Below are 16,861 nucleotides of genomic sequence, written 5' to 3'. Positions count from 1 at the left end.
CCCTGACCTTGGACATGCCCCGCCCGGAAGGGGTGTACGCCTGTGCCCGCACTTGTGCTGCTCGGTGCTCAGTGGGGTGACGAGGGCAAGGGGAAGGCCACCGATCTCCTCGGTGGATCCGTCGACTATGTGGTGCGATACCAGGGCGGCAACAACGCCGGTCACACGGTTGTCGTAGGCGACCAGAAGTACGCACTGCATCTCCTCCCCTCCGGAATCCTGTCACCGGGTTGTACCCCGGTGATCGGTAACGGTGTCGTGGTCGACCCGGCGGTGCTGCTCTCCGAGCTGAGCGGACTGAACGAGCGAGGCGTCGACACGTCCAAGCTTCTGATCAGCGGCAACGCTCATTTGATCACTCCGTACAACGTCACGCTCGACAAGGTGACGGAACGCTTCCTCGGCAAGCGGAAGATCGGCACGACCGGCCGTGGAATCGGCCCGACGTATGCCGACAAGATCAACCGTGTCGGTATTCGCGTCCAGGACCTCTACGACGAGTCGATCCTCGTCCAGAAGGTCGAGGCCGCCCTGGAGCAGAAGAACCAGCTTCTGGCCAAGGTCTTCAACCGCCGCGCGATCGAGGCCGAGGGCATCGTCGAGGAGATGCTCCAGTACGCGGAGCAGATCAAGCCGTTCGTCGCCGACACGACGCTGATCCTCAACGACGCCATCGACGACGGCAAGGTCGTCCTGTTCGAGGGCGGGCAGGGCACCCTGCTCGACGTCGACCACGGCACGTATCCCTTCGTCACCTCGTCGAACCCGACCGCGGGCGGCGCCTGCACCGGCGCCGGCGTGGGTCCGACGAAGATCACGCGGGTCATCGGCATCCTGAAGGCGTACACCACGCGCGTCGGCTCCGGCCCGTTCCCGACGGAGCTGCTGGACGCGGACGGCGAGGCGCTGCGCCGCATCGGTGGCGAGCGCGGTGTCACCACCGGCCGTGACCGCCGCTGCGGCTGGTTCGACGCGGTCATCGCGCGGTACGCGACCCGGGTCAACGGCCTGACCGACTTCTTCCTCACCAAGCTCGACGTGCTCACCGGCTGGGAGCAGATCCCGGTCTGCGTGGCGTACGAGATCGACGGCAAGCGCGTCGAAGAGCTGCCCTACAGCCAGACCGACTTCCACCACGCGAAGCCGATCTACGAGATGCTGCCGGGCTGGTCCGAGGACATCACCAAGGCGAAGACCTTCTCCGACCTGCCGAAGAACGCGCAGGCCTACGTGAAGGCGCTGGAGGAGATGTCGGGCGCTCCGATCTCCGCGATCGGTGTCGGCCCCGGCCGCACCGAGACGATCGAGATCAACTCGTTCCTGTAGGGGGCCCGCAGGGGCGAAGAAGGGCTCCTGAGGGGCCCTCGTACGACGACGGCCGCGGGCCGGGACACGTTCTGTGCCCCGGACCGCGGCCGTTCCGTTCGTGGCGGCCGTTCCGTTCTCGGCGGCCGTTCCGTTCGTGGACGGTGTCGGGAGGGGTGCCGTCAGGGACGGGGACGGTCGCCGCACAGGGGGTATGCCTGCGGGGCCGAGCAGGGCACGTGGCCGTGGGTGCGCAGGGCCTGCTGGTCGTGGCTGTTCACGTAGTCGAGGAAGCGGGCCGCGAGCGAGTCGGGGGCCGGGTCCCGGTACGTGTACGCGTACTCGACCACCCAGTACGGGTAGCCGTTCGAGGTGATCTTCTCGGGGGACGGTTCCTCGGCGTCGATGGTGATGCGGTGCAGCCCCTTCGGGGCGGCCACGCCGGTGCGCAGCTCGCTGTAGCCGATCGCGCCGGCGACGTTGCCGACGGTGCGCAGCACCTCGTCGGTGCTGCCCAGCTCGCACCGGGTGACCAGCGCCTTCGGGTCGTCCCGGGTGAGGCAGTCGCGGGAGGAGGTGGGGATGGGCTCGTTGCCGCCCAGCACCCGGCGCTGGAACGCCACCCGGGTGCCCGAGTTCGCGTCCCGGCTGACGAGCCGGATCTCCAGGTCCGGGTTGCCGGGGAAGTGGTTCCAGTTGCGGATCTCGCCCCGGTAGATCCGGCGTACGTCGTCGAGCGACAGATCCCTCACACGCACCGTGTCGTTGACGACGAGGGAGAACAGCACGACGGCGACCCGGCTGTTCTCGTGCAGCTCCGGGTAGCCGCCAGGCTTCGCGCCGTCGGCGAAGACGACCGTGGCGGGGGAGGCGCCGCGCTCGTCGAGCAGCCGGACTCCGGCGTCACTGCCGTGCATGTCCACGTCGATCGAGGAGCCCTCGCACGCCTGCGTGTACAGCGTCGCCAGCTCGGTCGCGGCCGGCTGGAACGCGGTGGAGCCCGCCACCCGCAGGGAGCCCCGGGCGCACTCCACCGGCGGCGGCGGGGTGCGGTCGAGCGCCAGGATGATCGTGGAGAGGGTGACCACTCCGATCGTCAGCGCCACGGTGATGGACCGGGCGGCCCTGCTGAACACCGGCGGCTTCTCGTCCGGTCGGGCCGCGCTGTTGACCCGTATGTCCCCGTCCCGGATGCCTCCGACGATCCGGATCGGGCTGCCCACCTCGCCGCCGGTGAGCAGCACGAGGAGCTTGAAGTGCTGGTGGCGGTTGAGGGGCACCCGGGGCAGCCGGATCAGGCCGCCCTCCTGCCGCATCCCGGCGGCGGGGGTGAAGTGCTCCATCAGGTGCCCGGCCTCGACGGGCTGGGTCACCGCTGTCCCGCGCACCGCACGGTCGGTGAACTCCACGGTCAGCCCGTGCCGTTCTATGCCGGTGTAGTCGTCGCGCGAGATGGACTGCGAGCCGTCGTTCTCGATGCGCAGCAGCACGAGGGTGGCGTCCGACATGTCGGGGGTCTCGTCGAACAGCCCCAGCCGGACGTTGACGCCGCTGCCGATCGGGGTGTCCATCTGGACGCGGTACCCGATGCGCCGCTGGGCCGGGATGCGGCGCTCGTACCAGAGCACCCCCACGGAGACCAGCACGCCGACAGCGGCGGTCACGACGGCTACGACGTTTTCGGCGCTCAACCATTCCACGGCTGCCTCGCACTCCTTCGTGCGTCCCGAACCGGGCCCGCTCGGCGCGCCCTTGGGCGGCCCACCGTACGAGCGGGAGGGCGGGGGCGGAGCGGGGGAGAGCGTGTTGTCGGCGGGTGTTCGCCTCTTGTTCAGCTCGCCACTTGTCCAGCTCGGCCCCTGCTCGGCTCGGCCTTTGTCCGGCTCGGCCCCTGCTCGGCTCGGCCTTTGTCCGGCTCGGCCCCTGCTCGGCTCGGCCTTTGTCCGGCTCGGCCTTTGTGCGGATCGAAGCCGGATCGGGCAGGGGCAGGGGCAGGGGCAGGGGCAGGGGTGGGTCGGGCGGGCGGGGTGTCAGAAGGCCCGGTAGTACGCGGTGGGTTCGCCGTCGGCGCCCATGCCGTTGACCAGCAGGCGTTCCTTGCCTTCGGAGGTGTCGATGCGCAGGTACTGCGAGCCGTTGGAGAAGCAGTCGGGGTCGGAGCGGTCCGCCGCCGAGAGCATGTCCGGGCCGACGACCAGTAGTTCGCCCGTTCCTCCGACGACGGCGGTGCTCGCGCAGGCGACGGGGTCGGCGGTCGGCAGCCCGTGGTCGGGGTCCCGTTCGGGGGTCCTCGATACGTACCGGACGAGCGGGGCGCCCACCGGCCCCTGGGTGACGGTCAGGTCGTACTGCTGCAGGTGCCTTTCCCTCGGGCCGGGTTCGGGCATGGGGGCACGCTTCCAGTACCCGAGGAAGGCGGCCGGGACGGCGCGGGAACCGCTCGCGGCCCGCCGGAAGACGGAGTGGACCGCCCCGGAGCTCCACTCCATGACGTCGGGTGAGCGCACGGCCAGCGTCTGGTGGGCGGCCGGGGTGCAGCGGCCGGCGGGGATGCTGATGCGTACGTCGCTCTCGCCGAAGACGATGTGGTCCTCGTCGGCGTCCACGAGGACGGACCGGCCCATGCACAGGCGTTCGCCGAAGACCTGGACGTAGGTGGCGGTCTTGCGGCCTCGGGTGCCCTGTCGGATCTCGATCCTGCCTGTCTCGTGCGGGGCGTTGTCGGCGCCCTTGAGTACGCCTTCCCAGGCGCCGAGGTAGATGTCGGGGACGTCGCCGGGGCCATTGCGCCCCCAGGGGCGGGAACCGTAGCTTCCGTCGCTGGTGCCGGTGTCATCGCCGGTGTCGTCGCTGGTGCCCATGTCGGTGCTCTGCGCGGGGTTGCCGAATCCGCCGAGACCTACGAGGCGGCCGAATCCGCCGAGCCCGCCGGTGGTGTAGTGCTGGAGGGCGAGGCCCGCGCCGAGGAGTCCGCTGACCGCGCAGGCGGCGAGCAGGGCGGTGCGCCGAAGGACGCGGCTGCCCACGTGGGCACGGGTGGCCCTCCGGGAAGGTGCCGAGGGCGTTGTCGGGGACGCCGGTTGGGACGTCGGCGGGGAGCTCGGCGAGGGCGATTCCCTGGGTGGGGCCGAGCACGTCTCCCGGGTTGCCGACGGGGGTGTCCGGGCGGGTGGTGTCGGGCCGCCGGGCGCGGTGTGGCCCGGGTGGGCGCGGGGTGCGGGGTCCTCCGGCGACCGGTGCCGGGGAACGGGGGTTTCGGAGGCGGCGTGATCCGGCGCGGTGGGTTTGGGGACCGAGGGGCCCGGCGTGGTGGATTCCCGGGCGAGGTGGTCCGGGCGTGCGAACTCCGGCCCCGGGGGTTCCGAGCCCGGGGGTTCCGAGCCCGGGGGTTCCGAGCCCGGGGGTTCCGAGCCCGGGGGTTCCGAGCCCGGGGGTTCCGAGCCCGAGTGGTCCAGGCCCGAGTGGTCCGGGGCAGGTGTGTCCGTGTCCAGAGGGCGGGCCGCCTGGGTTCCGAGCAGGGCCAGGAGCTCGGGCGGCAGCCATGCTTGGGGCCGCCTGGCCGACCGGGCGGGGGCCGACTTCGCCAGGGCTGCGGCGGTGGGGCGGCGGTGGGGGTCGCGGTGCAGGCAGGATCGCACCAGGGGACCGAGTTCGGCGGGAAGCGCGGTCAGGTCCGGCTCGTTGTTGGCGATCCTGAACATGATCGCGTGGACACCGCTGTCGGACGCCCCGAAGGGCTGCACCCCGGTCGCCGCGTACGCGAGGACCGCGCCGACGCAGAAGATGTCCGAGGCGGCGGTGACCCTCTCGCCCCGTACCTGCTCCGGCGACATGAACCCCGGCGAGCCGATCACGGCTCCGGTGCTGGTCAGGCCGCCGTCCGTGACCGTCTCCACGGCCCGGGCGATACCGAAGTCGATGATGCGAGGGCCGTCCACGGTGAGCAGGATGTTGGACGGTTTCAGGTCGCGGTGGACGAGTCCTGCCGCGTGGATGTGGGTCAGCGCCCGACCGAGCCCGGCGGCCAGGAAGCGTACGGAGGCCACCGGCAACGGCCGTACCTGCGTCGCGGGTTCGGGTCTGCCGCGCTCGGCGGCTTCCCACCGCCCCTCCGCCCAGGTGCGCTGGGCCCGTCGCGTGCGCCGGTCGCCCACGACGGTACGGAGCGAGGGGCCCGGTACGTACGCGATGGCCACCCACGGAAGGGCGGCTTCCGTGTCCGCCGCGATGACCGGCGCGGTGCCCGCGCTGCCGACGCGCTCCAGTGCGGCGACCTCCCGGGCGAACCGGATCCGGAACTCGTCCACCCCTGCGAACTGGGCGTGCACGACCTTCACCGCCACGGTCCGCCCGTCCTCCGAGCGCGCGAGGTAGACGCGTCCCATCCCTCCCGTGCCGAGGCGTCCGAGAAGCCGGAAGGGGCCTACCCGAGGAGGATCTTGAGGAGTCAGCGGGTCCACGCCGGGATACTCGCATATCGGTCGCCCGGGTGGTGCTCTACCGCGCCCCGACGACCGGGCCCGGTGTGGGCCGGGAGGCTGCCGCGCACGGGAAGATCCTGCCGGGCGCCCAGGGTCCGAGGCCGGTTGCCCCTTCGAACCGAGTCGCGGTGATGAGGTGTCGGGGCAGGGGCGGACCGCGAGGATTTTTTCTCGGGGCGCTGCCCCGTGCACGGGTGTGGACTGCGCAACAGCCGGGGGTTTAGGCCCTGTTGAGAGATTCCTTCGGTCCCTCGCCGACGCGGGGGATTCGGGGCGCGGGCTCCGGCGCGAGGCGAATGAAGCTTGGTCCAGACCTTGACAGGTCCAGACCACTCTCGCTTGAGTGTCCGCACCCCCACAAGACGGCGCGCCTCCGGACCGGTCAGAAGTCCGGGCGCAGCGTCGCACCGAAGGAGTGATCACGTGTTCCGACGCGTCATGGGCCTTCTCGCCGCGGCAGCGGCCGTAGCGGCCACGGTCGTCGTCCTTCCCGCCGGTACGGCTTCCGCCGCGACCTGCGCCGCCGCCTGGAACTCCTCGTCCGTCTACTGGGGCGGCGACTCCGCCTCCCGCAACGGGCACAACTGGACAGCCAAGTGGTGGACCCAGAACGAGGTTCCCGGCACCACCGACGTCTGGGCCGACGCCGGCACCTGTGGCAGCGGCGGTACCACCGACCCCGGCACGCCGAGCACCTCCGGCTTCGTCGTCAGCGAGTCGCAGTTCAACCAGATGTTCCCGAGCCGGAACTCCTTCTACACGTACTCCGGGCTGACCGCCGCCCTGAGCGCCTACCCCGGCTTCGCCAACACCGGCAGTGACACCGTCAAGCGCCAGGAGGCGGCTGCGTTCCTCGCCAACGTCAGCCACGAGACGGGCGGGCTGGTGTACGTGGTCGAGCAGAACACGGCCAACTACTCGCACTACTGCGACACCTCGCAGTCCTACGGCTGCCCCGCGGGCCAGTCCGCGTACTACGGCCGCGGGCCGATCCAGCTGAGCTGGAACTTCAACTACAAGGCCGCCGGTGACGCCCTCGGCATCAACCTGCTGGCCAACCCCAACCTCGTCCAGACGGACGCGGCCGTGGCCTGGAAGACCGCTCTCTGGTACTGGAACACCCAGAGTGGTCCGGGCACGATGACCCCCCACAACGCCATGGTCAACGGCGCCGGGTTCGGTGAGACCATCCGCTCGATCAACGGCTCCATCGAGTGCAACGGCGGCAACCCCGCCCAGGTGCAGAGCCGTATCAACTCCTACCAGTCGTTCACCTCGATCCTGGGGGTCACTCCCGGCTCGAACCTGAGCTGCTGATTTCCTTCCTGCTCCGGGGCCGCTCCTCGACGAGCTGCCTCCGCGCCACCGTCTCCACCTCCTCCGCTCGACCGGTCGGGGGGTGCGACCGGCCCCCGGCCGCGCCGCACCCCCCGCTTCGGCGTTCCGGAGGCCGCGTTGGCAAGATCCGTGTGCATGACATCCGAGACATCCGGCAGCGGCAGCCTGCCCACCCCCACCACGACCGCCGAGCGGATCGTCCTCGTCGACCACGTGCTCGGCCTGCCGTTCCCGCAGGGCGACGAGGCGGAGGACAGCGGGGTACGGAGCAGCGGACCCGGCCACCATCTGCTCATCCTGCGGGCGAGCGAGGACTTCTGGGACGGGCGGGAGGAGGAGACGACGGAACCGGCCGAGGAGGAGATCGAGGCCGAGTTCAGCGCTGTCGCCACGGCGCTCACCGAACGCTGGGGCGAACCCGGGACGGTCGACCTCTGGCCCTGGCTTGCCGGTGACGATGAGACGGAGATGGGCTCTGCGGCCCCCGAACCCCTGGGGCAGCTCTGCAACCTGGCCGGCAGCATGCAGGTCTGGCACGTCCCCGGCACCACCCGCTGGCTCGGCCTCACGGTGGGCCAGGCCGACCCGGAGTTCCCGATCTGGTTGCTTGCCGCGGTCGGTGAGAACGAGGTCCTGGAGGCCGGGGGTCTCCGCGACGGGGGGGCCGGGGACGGCGGGGCCGGGGACGGGGACGGCGGGACCGGGGACGGCTAGGGTTCCCGCCTCTGAGTCCGCGTACGGGACGCCCCGGCGGCGGAGCGCGTCTCCCTGCCCCAGGCCTGCCGGCGGACGCGGTGGTGGTGCCGAGGGGGCCGGGGGGCGAGGCTCAGGGGTGGTACCGGCCGAAGCGCCACAGCACGTGCACGACGCGGAGTAGCGCGAGCAGCCCTCCGACCGAGGCTCCCGTGATGAGCAGAGCCTTGTCGGTGGTGTGGGAGAAATCCCAGACGACTGCGGGCCCCGCGATCGCGCCGAACACGACGGCCCCGAGGAAGCACGCGCTGAGCAGCGCGTAGCCGATCTCGACGGTGATCTCGTCCCGGTCTTCCTGAGTCCTTCGCCCCGTTCCCATGGCCAGAGCGTGGCAGCAGGTGCGGTCCGGGTCCAGTGGGTGGGGCGGAGAGCGAGTCCGGTGCTGGGGCCGGGGTGCGGGTGAGGGAGTGAGCGTGGCGGGGTGGCGGCTCCGGGGTGGGGGAGCGATCCGGGGTGGGGCGAACCCCGGGAGGGCGTCTGCGCTTGCCCCGTAAATTCGGGAAGAAACAGAGGAGTTTGTGTGTGTGGGGCGAAGTTGTAGGGGCAACAGAAGCTCTGGAGGTTGATAATCATGGTTCCCCTGCTTCTCGTTCTTCTTCTGGCCGTCATTCTTTTCGGTGCTGGATTCGCGCTCAAGGCGCTGTGGATCGTCGCAGCGATCGTCCTTGTTCTCTGGCTGATCGGCTTCGTTGCCCGCCCGAAGGGTGGCAGCCACCGCTGGTACCGGTGGTAGTCAGCACGAAGCCGCCGTTTAAAGAATTCGCTGTAGCAAGAGGGTCCGCTCCCGATGGGCGGGCCCTCTTTTGCGTTTCCCTGCCCTTTTCGGAGTGGGTGGCAGAGCTTCTGCCGTACAAGTCAAAGGAATTGGGGTGCATGGGTCGGGCCATGCCGGGCAGGCGAAGGTCAGGACGGAAACCGCACGTACGGTGGAATTCCCGTCCGACTGAGCCTGACATCCATTCCGGCAACGAGAGAGGAAGCCTGGAGATGAGCGAGAACATCTGGGGCTACCAGCCCACGGCCGGCCACACCGCCGGCACCGACCTGATCGGCTACAAGGTCGAAGCGACCGACGGCAGTATCGGCAAGGTCGACAAGCACTCCGACGAGGTCGGCTCCTCCTACCTGGTGGTCGACACCGGGGTCTGGATCTTCGGTAAGCACGTCCTGCTTCCTGCGGGCACGGTGCGCCGGGTCGATCCGGAGGAGAAGAGGGTCTACGTAGACCTCGACAAGGAGCAGATCAAGAGTGCTCCGGAGTTCGACAAGGACTCGCACCTGGGGAACACCGAGTTCTTCGAGACCACGGGTGAGCACTACGGGCGGCACCGTCGCGTCTGACGCAGCCCTGCGTCAGAACGGGCTCCGGCTTCGCGTGACGTCGTCATCCATGGGATGGCGCCCCCGAGGGAACGTCATGACGGAGCCGAGACCGCAGCGCGGGGTCGTGGCGCGCGGTTGGTGGAACCCGGCGGGTCGGGCCAGGCAGAGTCTTTCTGTCAGGCCCGGCCCGCTTTCCGTGTGTCCGGATCTCCGCAGGAACCGTGGCGGTGGCGTATTCGGCGCCCACCTCGATGAACGGAGCCGTCCAGCGACCGGGCCCTCCAGGTGCGGAATGCTGCCGATCCCAGCCGTAGAGGTGTCGGCGAACTTCCTCGTGGCGCGGCGTGCCTCAGGCGGTGGGATTGCGGAGGCGGAGCGATGAGGACCCACACGGTGAGCAATCCGAGCAGGGCGCGGAGGCCGGCCCGGTTGGTGGCCCGGGCGGCGGCTCGGGCGGCGGGTCGGGCGGCGGCTCGGCCGATTGCCGCCGAGATGTGCGCCGGTGTGCGTGAACTCTGCATCAACGAAGTGCCTTTTCTCCGTGCCGGTCCCTTGAGGAGAAGAGCCGGCATCCTTGGTCCGTCACTCCTGTACAGAGCACCGCCGGGCCGGAAAGGTTGATGCCCCCAAGGCCCACATCACACGAACGAGCGATGCGTTCCGGCGTCGGGACGGGTGCTCCCCTCGACTGCGGAATGCCGCGAGCATCACCGGTGCAGCGCCGCCGTGAGCGTCGGGAGAGCGTGGCGCAGTTCTCTGTACCCGTAGGTGCCGGTGTGCCCTCCTGGGTAGAGGTGGGTGGTCACGGGTGCGCCCAGAGTCGTGAGGCGGGCGCCGAGCATCCGTGTCTCCTCACCACACACCGCTTCGGTGACGGATACGACGCCCTTGTCGGCGAGCGCGACCCATTTCTCGGTGCCGGGGATGTGAGGGTCCGGCTCGTCGCTGTCGAGCGGGCCTGGGGTCCCGTCACCGGAGGCGAGGTAGACGGGAGTGTGACGCAGGCCCCGGGCGTGATGGTAGGGATCCCAGTCGAGCCACGTCTTCCACTGCTTCCACGGGTCGCCGAAGATCGCATAGCCGTCCACGCCGACCAACTCGGCGCCGGAGAGCCACATCTCCGGGTGGCGGACCGGGTGAACGGGCGCTCCGAACGCGGCGACGGCGCCGAACAGTCCCGGCACACGGGCAGCGAGTCCCAGGGCGCCGAATCCTCCCTGGGACTCGCCTGCCGCCGCTCTGTCGGGACCTGCGCCGTAATCGCGCTCCACCAGGGGCAGGACCTCGCGGAGGAAGTACGTACGTACCCGGGGCGCTCCTCCTCTTCCGTGGTTCCACCAGTCGGTCCAGAAGCCGAAGAGCGGCATGGCCGGCATCACGACCAGAACGTCGTGCAGTTCCGCCAGGTCCTGCACCCGGAACAGGTTCGTCCACGTCGTGTGGTCGCCGTCTCCGCCTGCGAACAGATACAGGGTGGGCCAGCGGTCGTCGGGGCGGCGCCGGTCCCAGCCCCGTGGCGTCAGCAGGGCCACGGTGCTCCGGCCGCCGAGGGCGGCGGAGTCCATGGTCAGCTCGATCAGCCGGTCGTTCAGGCGGCGTTCGGCGACGACTCTGCCGGTTGCGCCCGCCGGGGCGGGACCGAGGAGTGCGCCGGCGCCCAGGAGGGCGCCGGCGGTGAGAAGGGTGCGGCGTGTGCGTGTGCGCGACATGTCCGAGTCATCGACCTGTGTCCCCGCCCTCTTTAGCCCTGCGGGGCGGGCTCCCTCAGGTGATGATCTGCGACGGGGCGACGGTGTACGAGGCGCTGAACGGCAGGACGCTTCCGGCGGTGACGAGCCCCAGGCAGCTGGCCGACGAAACCGTGAGCGTGGTACCCGCGCCGGTGAACTTGAGGGAGTTGGGGTTGGTCCAGGTGATCAGGGAGATTCCGGAGAGGGCGATCGAGCACCCCACGCCGGTGGCCCTGAGCGAGATGTCGGACACGTTCCCGAAGAACTGGTTCGGGTTGGTGGGGCTCACGCTGGTGAGGTTCACCTTCCACGGCTGGAGCACGGTGAGGCTGAGAGGGATGCCGGGGCCGAGCGTGCAGCCGGAGAAGGAGGTCGGGCTGAGTGTCCCCACCGTGGAACCGATCGGGGAGGGCAGGAAGTTTCCTGCCATCACCGAGGAGGAGCAGGTGATCGTCGCGGGAGATGTGCCGAAGGTGACGGTGCCGGACGAAGTGGCGGTGAACGGGCCGCCGGGGTTGATCGTCACCGCTTGGGCGGTCCCTGAACCGAGCGTGAGCGACAGGCCCAACGCTGTGGCGAGCGCCCCGCCGTGCAGGGCGAGTGTGCGGCGTAAGGAGCGCAAGGAGTACCTCCACGGGGATCGGGGCGTGCCGTTCCGTTGCTCCGAGCCCTCCCCGCCCGCGCGAGGCGTACGGGGCAGGCCCACAGGGCGAAAAGGGCTGTCGGAGCCGGGCCGCATGAGGGCTGCCGGAGCCGGCCCGCAGGAGAGCTTTCGGAGACGGCTACCACGAGGTTACCGGCGGTAATAAAGCAGGGGCAATACCGCTGCCCGGGAGAGCCGGGAGTGAGCTGGGCGGGGTCTTCTCTTCCCGCCCCGCACGTCAACCCCCCGCCCCGCACGTCAACGCCGCCCCGCTCGTCAACCCCCCGCCCCGCGCGCCAACCCCATCCCGCATGTCAACTCCCCACCGCGCAGTCGTGGAACCCCGCGCCCCCAACCCCTACGCTCGCCGACATGACCGCTGAAGCCCTTCGTGGCCCCCGAGACCCGTTCGTCGACCAGGCCGCCGGTGCGGCCGTGAAGGCTGCCGACCGGGCGCACGTCTTCCACTCCTGGTCCGCGCAGGGGCTGCTCGATCCGCTTGCCGTGGCGGGGGCGGAGGGCTCGCACTTCTGGGACTACGAGGGGAACCGCTACCTCGACTTCGCGAGCAGTCTCGTCTTCACCAACATCGGCTACCAGCACCCGGTCGTGGTGGCCGCGATCCAGGAGCAGGCGGGCAAACTCGCCACCTTCGCGCCCGCGTTCGCGATCGAGGCCCGGTCCGAGGCGGCGCGGCTGATCGCCTCCCACACGCCGGGAGACCTGGACAAGATCTTCTTCACCAACGGCGGGGCCGAGGCGGTGGAGAACGCCGTGCGGCTGGCGCGGGTGCACACCGGCCGTACGAAGGTGCTGTCGGCGTACCGCTCGTACCACGGGTCCACCTCGACCGCGATCAACCTCACGGGTGATCCGAGGCGTTGGGCGTCCGACACCGGCTCCGCGGGGGTCGTGCGGTTCTGGGCGCCGTTCCTGTACCGCTCGCCGTTCTACGCGACGACCGAGGCGGAGGAGTGCGCCCGTGCCCTTCAGCACCTGGAGGACACCATCGCGTTCGAGGGGCCCGGCACGATCGCGGCGATCGTGCTGGAGACCATTCCCGGTACGGCGGGCATCATGATTCCGCCGCCCGGCTACCTCCCGGGCGTGCGCGAGATCTGCGACCGGCACGGCATCGTCTTCGTGCTGGACGAGGTGATGGCGGGCTTCGGGCGTACCGGTGAGTGGTTCGCGGCCGATCACGAAGGGGTGGTGCCCGATCTGATGACCTTCGCGAAGGGGGTCAACTCCGGATACGTGCCGCTCGGCGGGGTGGCGATCAACGCCGAGATCGCGGCCACCTTCGAGACCCGCCCCTACCCCGGCGGTCTCACCTACTCAGGGCACCCGCTGGCCTGCGCCGCCGCCGTCGCCACGATCCGGGTGATGGAGGAGGAGAAGGTCATGGAGCGGGCCGCCCGGCTCGGCGAGAAGGTGCTCGGGCCGGGGCTGTGCGAGCTGGCAGCCCGTCACCCCTCGGTCGGCGAGGTGCGGGGCGTGGGCGCGTTCTGGGCGCTGGAGCTGGTACGGAACGGGGAGACGCGCGAGCCGCTCGTCCCGTACAACGCGACCGGGGAGGCCGCGGCGCCGATGGCCGCTTTCGGGGCGGCGGCGAAGAAGCGGGGGCTGTGGCCCTTCATCAACATGAACCGCACGCATGTCGTGCCGCCCTGCACCATCAGCGACGCCGAGGCGCTGGAGGGCCTTGCGGCGCTCGACGAGGCCCTCACGGTCGCGGACGGCTACACAGTCTGAAGCGAATCTTCACAGCCTGTAGAAAAGCCCGCTGTCTTCCATCTGTGCCGGAAGATTTCCTGTTGAAGGTGACGCTTCCTCACGTCTGTCCCTGTATCGGCTCCCTCGCCCGCCCTGCCCGGATCCGGGCAGGGCGGGCCTGCCTTAAGGTGTCCCGAACAGAAAAATGGGGAGGGAACGGGATGAGCCCGCACGGAGGTGTGACCCGCAACACACTGCGCCGCCAGATCTCCGGTGCGCTGCGTGACGAAGTGCTCGCGGGCCGTCTGCCGTCGGGCAAGGAGTTCACGGTCAAGCAGATCGCCGAGCAGTACGGGGTCTCCGCGACCCCCGTCCGCGAGGCTCTCTTCGACCTTGCCTCGCAGGGCCTCCTCGTCTCCGACGAACATCGAGGTTTCCAGGTCCGCGCGTTCTCCGCCGAGGACTACCGTTCCATCGTGCAGGCGCGTGCCGTCATCGTGGAGGGCGTTTTCAGCGGCTGCCACCCGATCGCGGTCCGGGGCGAGGCGATGGTGTCCGTACGGCGCCGCGCCTCCGAGGCCGCTCGTGCCGCGAAGGGCGGCGACCTCGACGTACTGATCGGGTACGACCTGCGGTTCTGGCGAGAGCTGAGCGCCTTCCTCGGCAACCCGAACATCAGCGACTTCCTCGCCACCCTCCGCGTGCAGGGCTGGGTCTTCCTGGTGCACCGGCTCCGTACGAGCGCCGAGCGGAACCGGTTGCTCTGGCTCGACCACGAGGCGCTTGCCGACGCGGTCACCTCCGGGGACCGGGCGGGGGTGCTGGCGATACTGCGCGGGTACTACGCCCGTGAGCAGGAATGGGCGGAACGGCTGCTGGCGGTGGAGCGGCTCGCGACGGACGGCCGCTGAGGCGACCCGCCCGCCCCGGCAGGAAACGTACGCCCCCGGCCACGCAGGACCCCACGCCCCGGCACAGCGTCCGCCAGGCAGGACCCGCGCGCCCCGGCACAGCGTCCGCGAGGCAAGAACCGCATGCCCCGGCGGAGCGGCCGGTGGGACCCGGTGCGCCCCCTGCGCCCCGTGGGGCGCCGTGCCCCCGTCGTGTCCGGATTCGTCCTGGTCCCGTGACCGCCGAGACCCTGTGCGTGGCCCACCTGCCGCATTACGCTGTCCCGACGAGCGCCCAACCCGTGTGAGAGCGAGACTTCGTGGCCTGTGACCTGTGGCTCGTCCCCCTCGTCGATGTGCTGTGCCACAGCCCCGACAACCCGTTCGCCGAAGAGATCGCCGTCTACGACAACGCGCTGGGGGAGGCCGGTCTGCCGCCCGTCCCCGTGTACGCGTACATGCCGGGCCTCACCGGGGACGTGGCCCCGGTCGCGGGCTTCGACTACGAGGCGCTGCACTATCTGCGCCGGGCCTATCTGCTCCAGCTCAGCGGGCTGGCGGTCACGCCCGTGGACGGACTCGGCGGGGACTACGAACAGCTTCTGGAGATGTTCGAGCAGAGCGCGCAGCAGTCACACCTGGTCTGGCACTTCGACCACGCGGGGGCGTACGTCCCGGTGGACTTCCCCGTTCCGCTGTCCAACGACCAGCTGCTGGAGGGCGGCGGTCCGCTCGGGTCCTCGCACGGTCTGCTGCGCGAACTGGAGTTCGTCGCCCCGGCCCTCGGCATCGACCCGGCGAACCCGCCGGCCGCGCCCGCGCCGCCCACCCGGCCCACCGAGCTGGAGGAGCCGGCCGACCCGATCGCGTACGACGCGAGCCCGTTCGCGCGGGAGCGGCACGTCTGGCTGGGCCTGCACGCGGCCGCGACCCGCAGCCTCGCGCAGGGCTCGATGATCATCTTCAGTTGACGGCACGCTCCCCCACCGAAGCGGGAGCCTCCGGAACCCCGCACCCTCCACGACCCCGGAACCCCGCAACCCGAGACGGGCACCGGAGAACCCGGAGACGGGCCCCGGAGACGGCGCCCCGCCACCTCCGCAACCCGGAGACGGGCTCCGGAGACGGCGCCCCGCGCCCCCGGAGACGGGCAGCCCTCAGCGGGGCGGCTCCGGCGGCCGTTGCCGGGGCATGTTCGGCCGGGTCACCGAGGGCATCGAGAAGCGGCCCGGTGGCCCGGTCTGCTCGCCCCGGCCGATACCGGCGCCCGTCACCAGGGACTGCATCCCCATGGGGGCGGGCCCGGCGCGGAACTCCACCATCCAGTCCGCCGTCTCGGACCGTACGAGCTCCGTGACGTCCTCGGAGAAGCGGCGCAGCACCCCGAGGCAGCGTTCGGCCGCCTCGCTCGCGGTGCCCTCGGTAGGGCCGAGCACCTCGCGTACGGATTCCGAGGCCCAGTCGAACTGGAGCGCCTGGAGCCTGCGCTGCACGGCCTGCGCGGTGGCCAGATCCCTTATCCAGCCGGAGGTCAGGCCGAAGTACCGGTCGCAGGCCATGCAGGCCGCCCCGAGCAGCAGCGAGAAGTAGCCGTACCCCGCCGAGCCCTCCAGTGCCCCCGTCAGGTCGAGCAGCGGCAGCGTCGCGCCCGCGACGACCCCGACCGAGGTGCCGACGCGCAGTCCGCGTGCGCCGCGCCGCTTCCAGGTGCGGTCCCTCAAATACCAGGCCGCCGTCTCCAGCGCGCCCGTCTCGACCCACCGGTACAGCTCGTCGAGGCGTTCGGCCGGTTCGCCCCAGTCGCCGAGCGGGAACGGGCGCGCGGCGAGATCGCGTCCCGGTCCCGCCGGGCCGCCCTGTTCCGGGGCGGAATGCGTGACTCCGGTGCTGTCACTGGATGACCCCGCAGCGGATTCCTTGCGGGGCGGCCCCTCGGGCGGCATCTCCGGCTGGCTCACCGGGGCACTCCTCTGCACTCTGCGTGGAACTACGGAGGGTCTGTCTCGGGTATCTCCACTGACTTTCACCGACTCCGCCGTCTGGCTCGCTGCGCCGGCTCCGCCCACGGGCTGCGCTGACTCTGCGTTCCCGGCGGTGCGATCGTGTGTGGCGGTACGCATGCCCTTCCTACCGCCGAATGGTGGGCCGTGGGTGCGAAAACGCGGTATTACAGCGTGCTGTCGGCCTCTGGTCAGGTATAGGGCGTTTTCCAGGGGTCGAGAATCTCACTCGAAAGAGTTGCTTCCGATGGGTGGAGCGGGGCACCCGGCAAGCACGTAGGCTCGTTTTAGCCAAACATCCGCCCTCGAAAAGCCCAGGAGTGACCATGATTCCCGGTGGTGGTCAGCCCAATATGCAGCAGCTGCTGCAGCAGGCCCAGAAGATGCAGCAGGATCTCGCGGTGGCTCAGGAGGAGCTGGCGCGGACCGAGGTGGAGGGGCAGGCGGGCGGCGGTCTGGTCAAGGCCACCGTGAACGGCTCCGGCGAACTGCGCGCCCTCGTGATCGACCCCAAGGCGGTGGACCCCGAGGACACCGAGACCCTGGCCGATCTCGTCGTCGCGGCGGTCCAGGCGGCCAACGAGAACGCCTCCGCGCTCCAGCAGGAGAAGCTGGGCCCGCTGGCGCAGGGCCTGGGCGGCGGCATGCCCGGACTCCCGTTCTGAGCCGTCCCGCCCGCTGA

Annotated in this window: 15 protein-coding genes; 9 read left to right on the top strand and 6 right to left on the bottom strand. The window is 70.5% G+C overall.

The features are described from left to right. Window positions 1-42 precede the first annotated feature (42 nt). Entirely contained in the window at window positions 43-1,326 is a 1,284-nt protein-coding gene (locus ACFZAX_RS03825; RefSeq protein WP_390958778.1) for an adenylosuccinate synthase, read from the top strand. Between the two features lie 161 nt (window positions 1,327-1,487). On the opposite strand, the gene ACFZAX_RS03820 is transcribed toward ACFZAX_RS03825, so the two are convergent. Further along, entirely contained in the window at window positions 1,488-3,005 is a 1,518-nt protein-coding gene (locus tag ACFZAX_RS03820; protein WP_390958777.1) for a substrate-binding domain-containing protein, read from the bottom strand. Between the two features lie 330 nt (window positions 3,006-3,335). Continuing rightward, the gene (locus tag ACFZAX_RS03815; protein WP_390958775.1) at window positions 3,336-5,690 is read right to left on the bottom strand and encodes a protein kinase; all 2,355 of its coding nucleotides are present in this window, start codon (window positions 5,688-5,690) and stop codon (window positions 3,336-3,338) included. A gap of 519 nt (window positions 5,691-6,209) precedes the next feature. Here ACFZAX_RS03815 and ACFZAX_RS03810 point away from each other — a divergent pair. Next, window positions 6,210-7,103: a glycoside hydrolase family 19 protein gene (locus ACFZAX_RS03810; protein ID WP_390958773.1), complete on the top strand. Its 894-nt coding sequence runs from the start codon at window positions 6,210-6,212 to the stop codon at window positions 7,101-7,103. Between the two features lie 156 nt (window positions 7,104-7,259). After that, window positions 7,260-7,838 carry a hypothetical protein gene (locus tag ACFZAX_RS03805; RefSeq protein WP_390958772.1) on the top strand — a complete coding sequence of 193 codons (579 nt, stop codon included), beginning with the start codon at window positions 7,260-7,262 and terminating at the stop codon, window positions 7,836-7,838. Window positions 7,839-7,950: 112 nt separating this feature from the next. Here ACFZAX_RS03805 and ACFZAX_RS03800 read toward each other — a convergent pair whose 3' ends face one another. Next, window positions 7,951-8,196 (bottom strand): DUF6332 family protein, encoded by a 246-nt coding sequence (locus ACFZAX_RS03800; RefSeq protein WP_390958770.1) that lies wholly within the window; start codon window positions 8,194-8,196, stop codon window positions 7,951-7,953. 252 nt (window positions 8,197-8,448) lie between these two features. Here ACFZAX_RS03800 and ACFZAX_RS03795 point away from each other — a divergent pair, with 252 nt between their 5' ends. Together ACFZAX_RS03795 and ACFZAX_RS03790 are read left to right on the top strand one after the other, a co-directional pair. After that, window positions 8,449-8,610 carry a hydrophobic protein gene (locus tag ACFZAX_RS03795; protein ID WP_266707077.1) on the top strand — a complete coding sequence of 54 codons (162 nt, stop codon included), beginning with the start codon at window positions 8,449-8,451 and terminating at the stop codon, window positions 8,608-8,610. A 254-nt stretch (window positions 8,611-8,864) separates the two neighbouring features. After that, the gene (locus ACFZAX_RS03790; RefSeq protein ID WP_390958767.1) at window positions 8,865-9,218 is read left to right on the top strand and encodes a PRC-barrel domain-containing protein; all 354 of its coding nucleotides are present in this window, start codon (window positions 8,865-8,867) and stop codon (window positions 9,216-9,218) included. Window positions 9,219-9,907: 689 nt separating this feature from the next. Here ACFZAX_RS03790 and ACFZAX_RS03785 read toward each other — a convergent pair. Together ACFZAX_RS03785 and ACFZAX_RS03780 are read right to left on the bottom strand one after the other, a co-directional pair. Next, window positions 9,908-10,909 carry an alpha/beta hydrolase-fold protein gene (locus ACFZAX_RS03785; protein ID WP_390958765.1) on the bottom strand — a complete coding sequence of 334 codons (1,002 nt, stop codon included), beginning with the start codon at window positions 10,907-10,909 and terminating at the stop codon, window positions 9,908-9,910. 55 nt (window positions 10,910-10,964) lie between these two features. Beyond that, window positions 10,965-11,552, bottom strand: a complete 588-nt coding sequence (locus ACFZAX_RS03780) for a hypothetical protein (RefSeq protein ID WP_390958763.1) — start codon at window positions 11,550-11,552, stop codon at window positions 10,965-10,967. Between the two features lie 393 nt (window positions 11,553-11,945). Between ACFZAX_RS03780 and ACFZAX_RS03775 the strand changes: the two genes are divergently transcribed. The 3 genes from ACFZAX_RS03775 (at window position 11,946) to ACFZAX_RS03765 (ending at window position 15,150) form a co-directional block, all read left to right on the top strand. Next, window positions 11,946-13,328, top strand: coding sequence for an aminotransferase class III-fold pyridoxal phosphate-dependent enzyme (locus ACFZAX_RS03775; RefSeq protein ID WP_390958762.1), 1,383 nt, complete (start codon window positions 11,946-11,948; stop codon window positions 13,326-13,328). Window positions 13,329-13,528: 200 nt separating this feature from the next. After that, window positions 13,529-14,200 carry a GntR family transcriptional regulator gene (locus ACFZAX_RS03770; protein WP_390958760.1) on the top strand — a complete coding sequence of 224 codons (672 nt, stop codon included), beginning with the start codon at window positions 13,529-13,531 and terminating at the stop codon, window positions 14,198-14,200. 299 nt (window positions 14,201-14,499) lie between these two features. Then, window positions 14,500-15,150 carry a hypothetical protein gene (locus ACFZAX_RS03765; RefSeq protein WP_390958758.1) on the top strand — a complete coding sequence of 217 codons (651 nt, stop codon included), beginning with the start codon at window positions 14,500-14,502 and terminating at the stop codon, window positions 15,148-15,150. A 186-nt stretch (window positions 15,151-15,336) separates the two neighbouring features. Here the strand turns inward: ACFZAX_RS03765 and ACFZAX_RS03760 are convergent, their stop codons facing one another. Further along, window positions 15,337-16,137, bottom strand: coding sequence for an SLATT domain-containing protein (locus ACFZAX_RS03760; protein ID WP_390958756.1), 801 nt, complete (start codon window positions 16,135-16,137; stop codon window positions 15,337-15,339). Window positions 16,138-16,505: 368 nt separating this feature from the next. On the opposite strand from ACFZAX_RS03760, the gene ACFZAX_RS03755 reads away from it, so the two are divergent. Further along, window positions 16,506-16,844, top strand: a complete 339-nt coding sequence (locus ACFZAX_RS03755; protein WP_390959228.1) for a YbaB/EbfC family nucleoid-associated protein — start codon at window positions 16,506-16,508, stop codon at window positions 16,842-16,844. Window positions 16,845-16,861: the final 17 nt, after the last annotated feature.

It is taken from the genome of Streptomyces sp. NPDC008125, assembly GCF_042957125.1.
Taxonomy (GTDB): Bacteria; Actinomycetota; Actinomycetes; order Streptomycetales; family Streptomycetaceae; genus Streptomyces.
Note: the sequence above shows the minus strand (reverse complement) of the source record. Positions and strands in the feature narration are given on the sequence as shown.

Coding starts and splice junctions, on each gene's coding strand:
- ACFZAX_RS03815 (WP_390958775.1), bottom strand. CDS start 5,690: ATGGGACGCGTCTACCTCGCGCGCTCGGAGGACGGGCGGACCGTGGCG.
- ACFZAX_RS03805 (WP_390958772.1), top strand. CDS start 7,260: ATGACATCCGAGACATCCGGCAGCGGCAGCCTGCCCACCCCCACCACG.
- ACFZAX_RS03800 (WP_390958770.1), bottom strand. CDS start 8,196: ATGGGAACGGGGCGAAGGACTCAGGAAGACCGGGACGAGATCACCGTC.
- ACFZAX_RS03795 (WP_266707077.1), top strand. CDS start 8,449: ATGGTTCCCCTGCTTCTCGTTCTTCTTCTGGCCGTCATTCTTTTCGGT.
- ACFZAX_RS03790 (WP_390958767.1), top strand. CDS start 8,865: ATGAGCGAGAACATCTGGGGCTACCAGCCCACGGCCGGCCACACCGCC.
- ACFZAX_RS03785 (WP_390958765.1), bottom strand. CDS start 10,909: ATGTCGCGCACACGCACACGCCGCACCCTTCTCACCGCCGGCGCCCTC.
- ACFZAX_RS03775 (WP_390958762.1), top strand. CDS start 11,946: ATGACCGCTGAAGCCCTTCGTGGCCCCCGAGACCCGTTCGTCGACCAG.
- ACFZAX_RS03755 (WP_390959228.1), top strand. CDS start 16,506: ATGATTCCCGGTGGTGGTCAGCCCAATATGCAGCAGCTGCTGCAGCAG.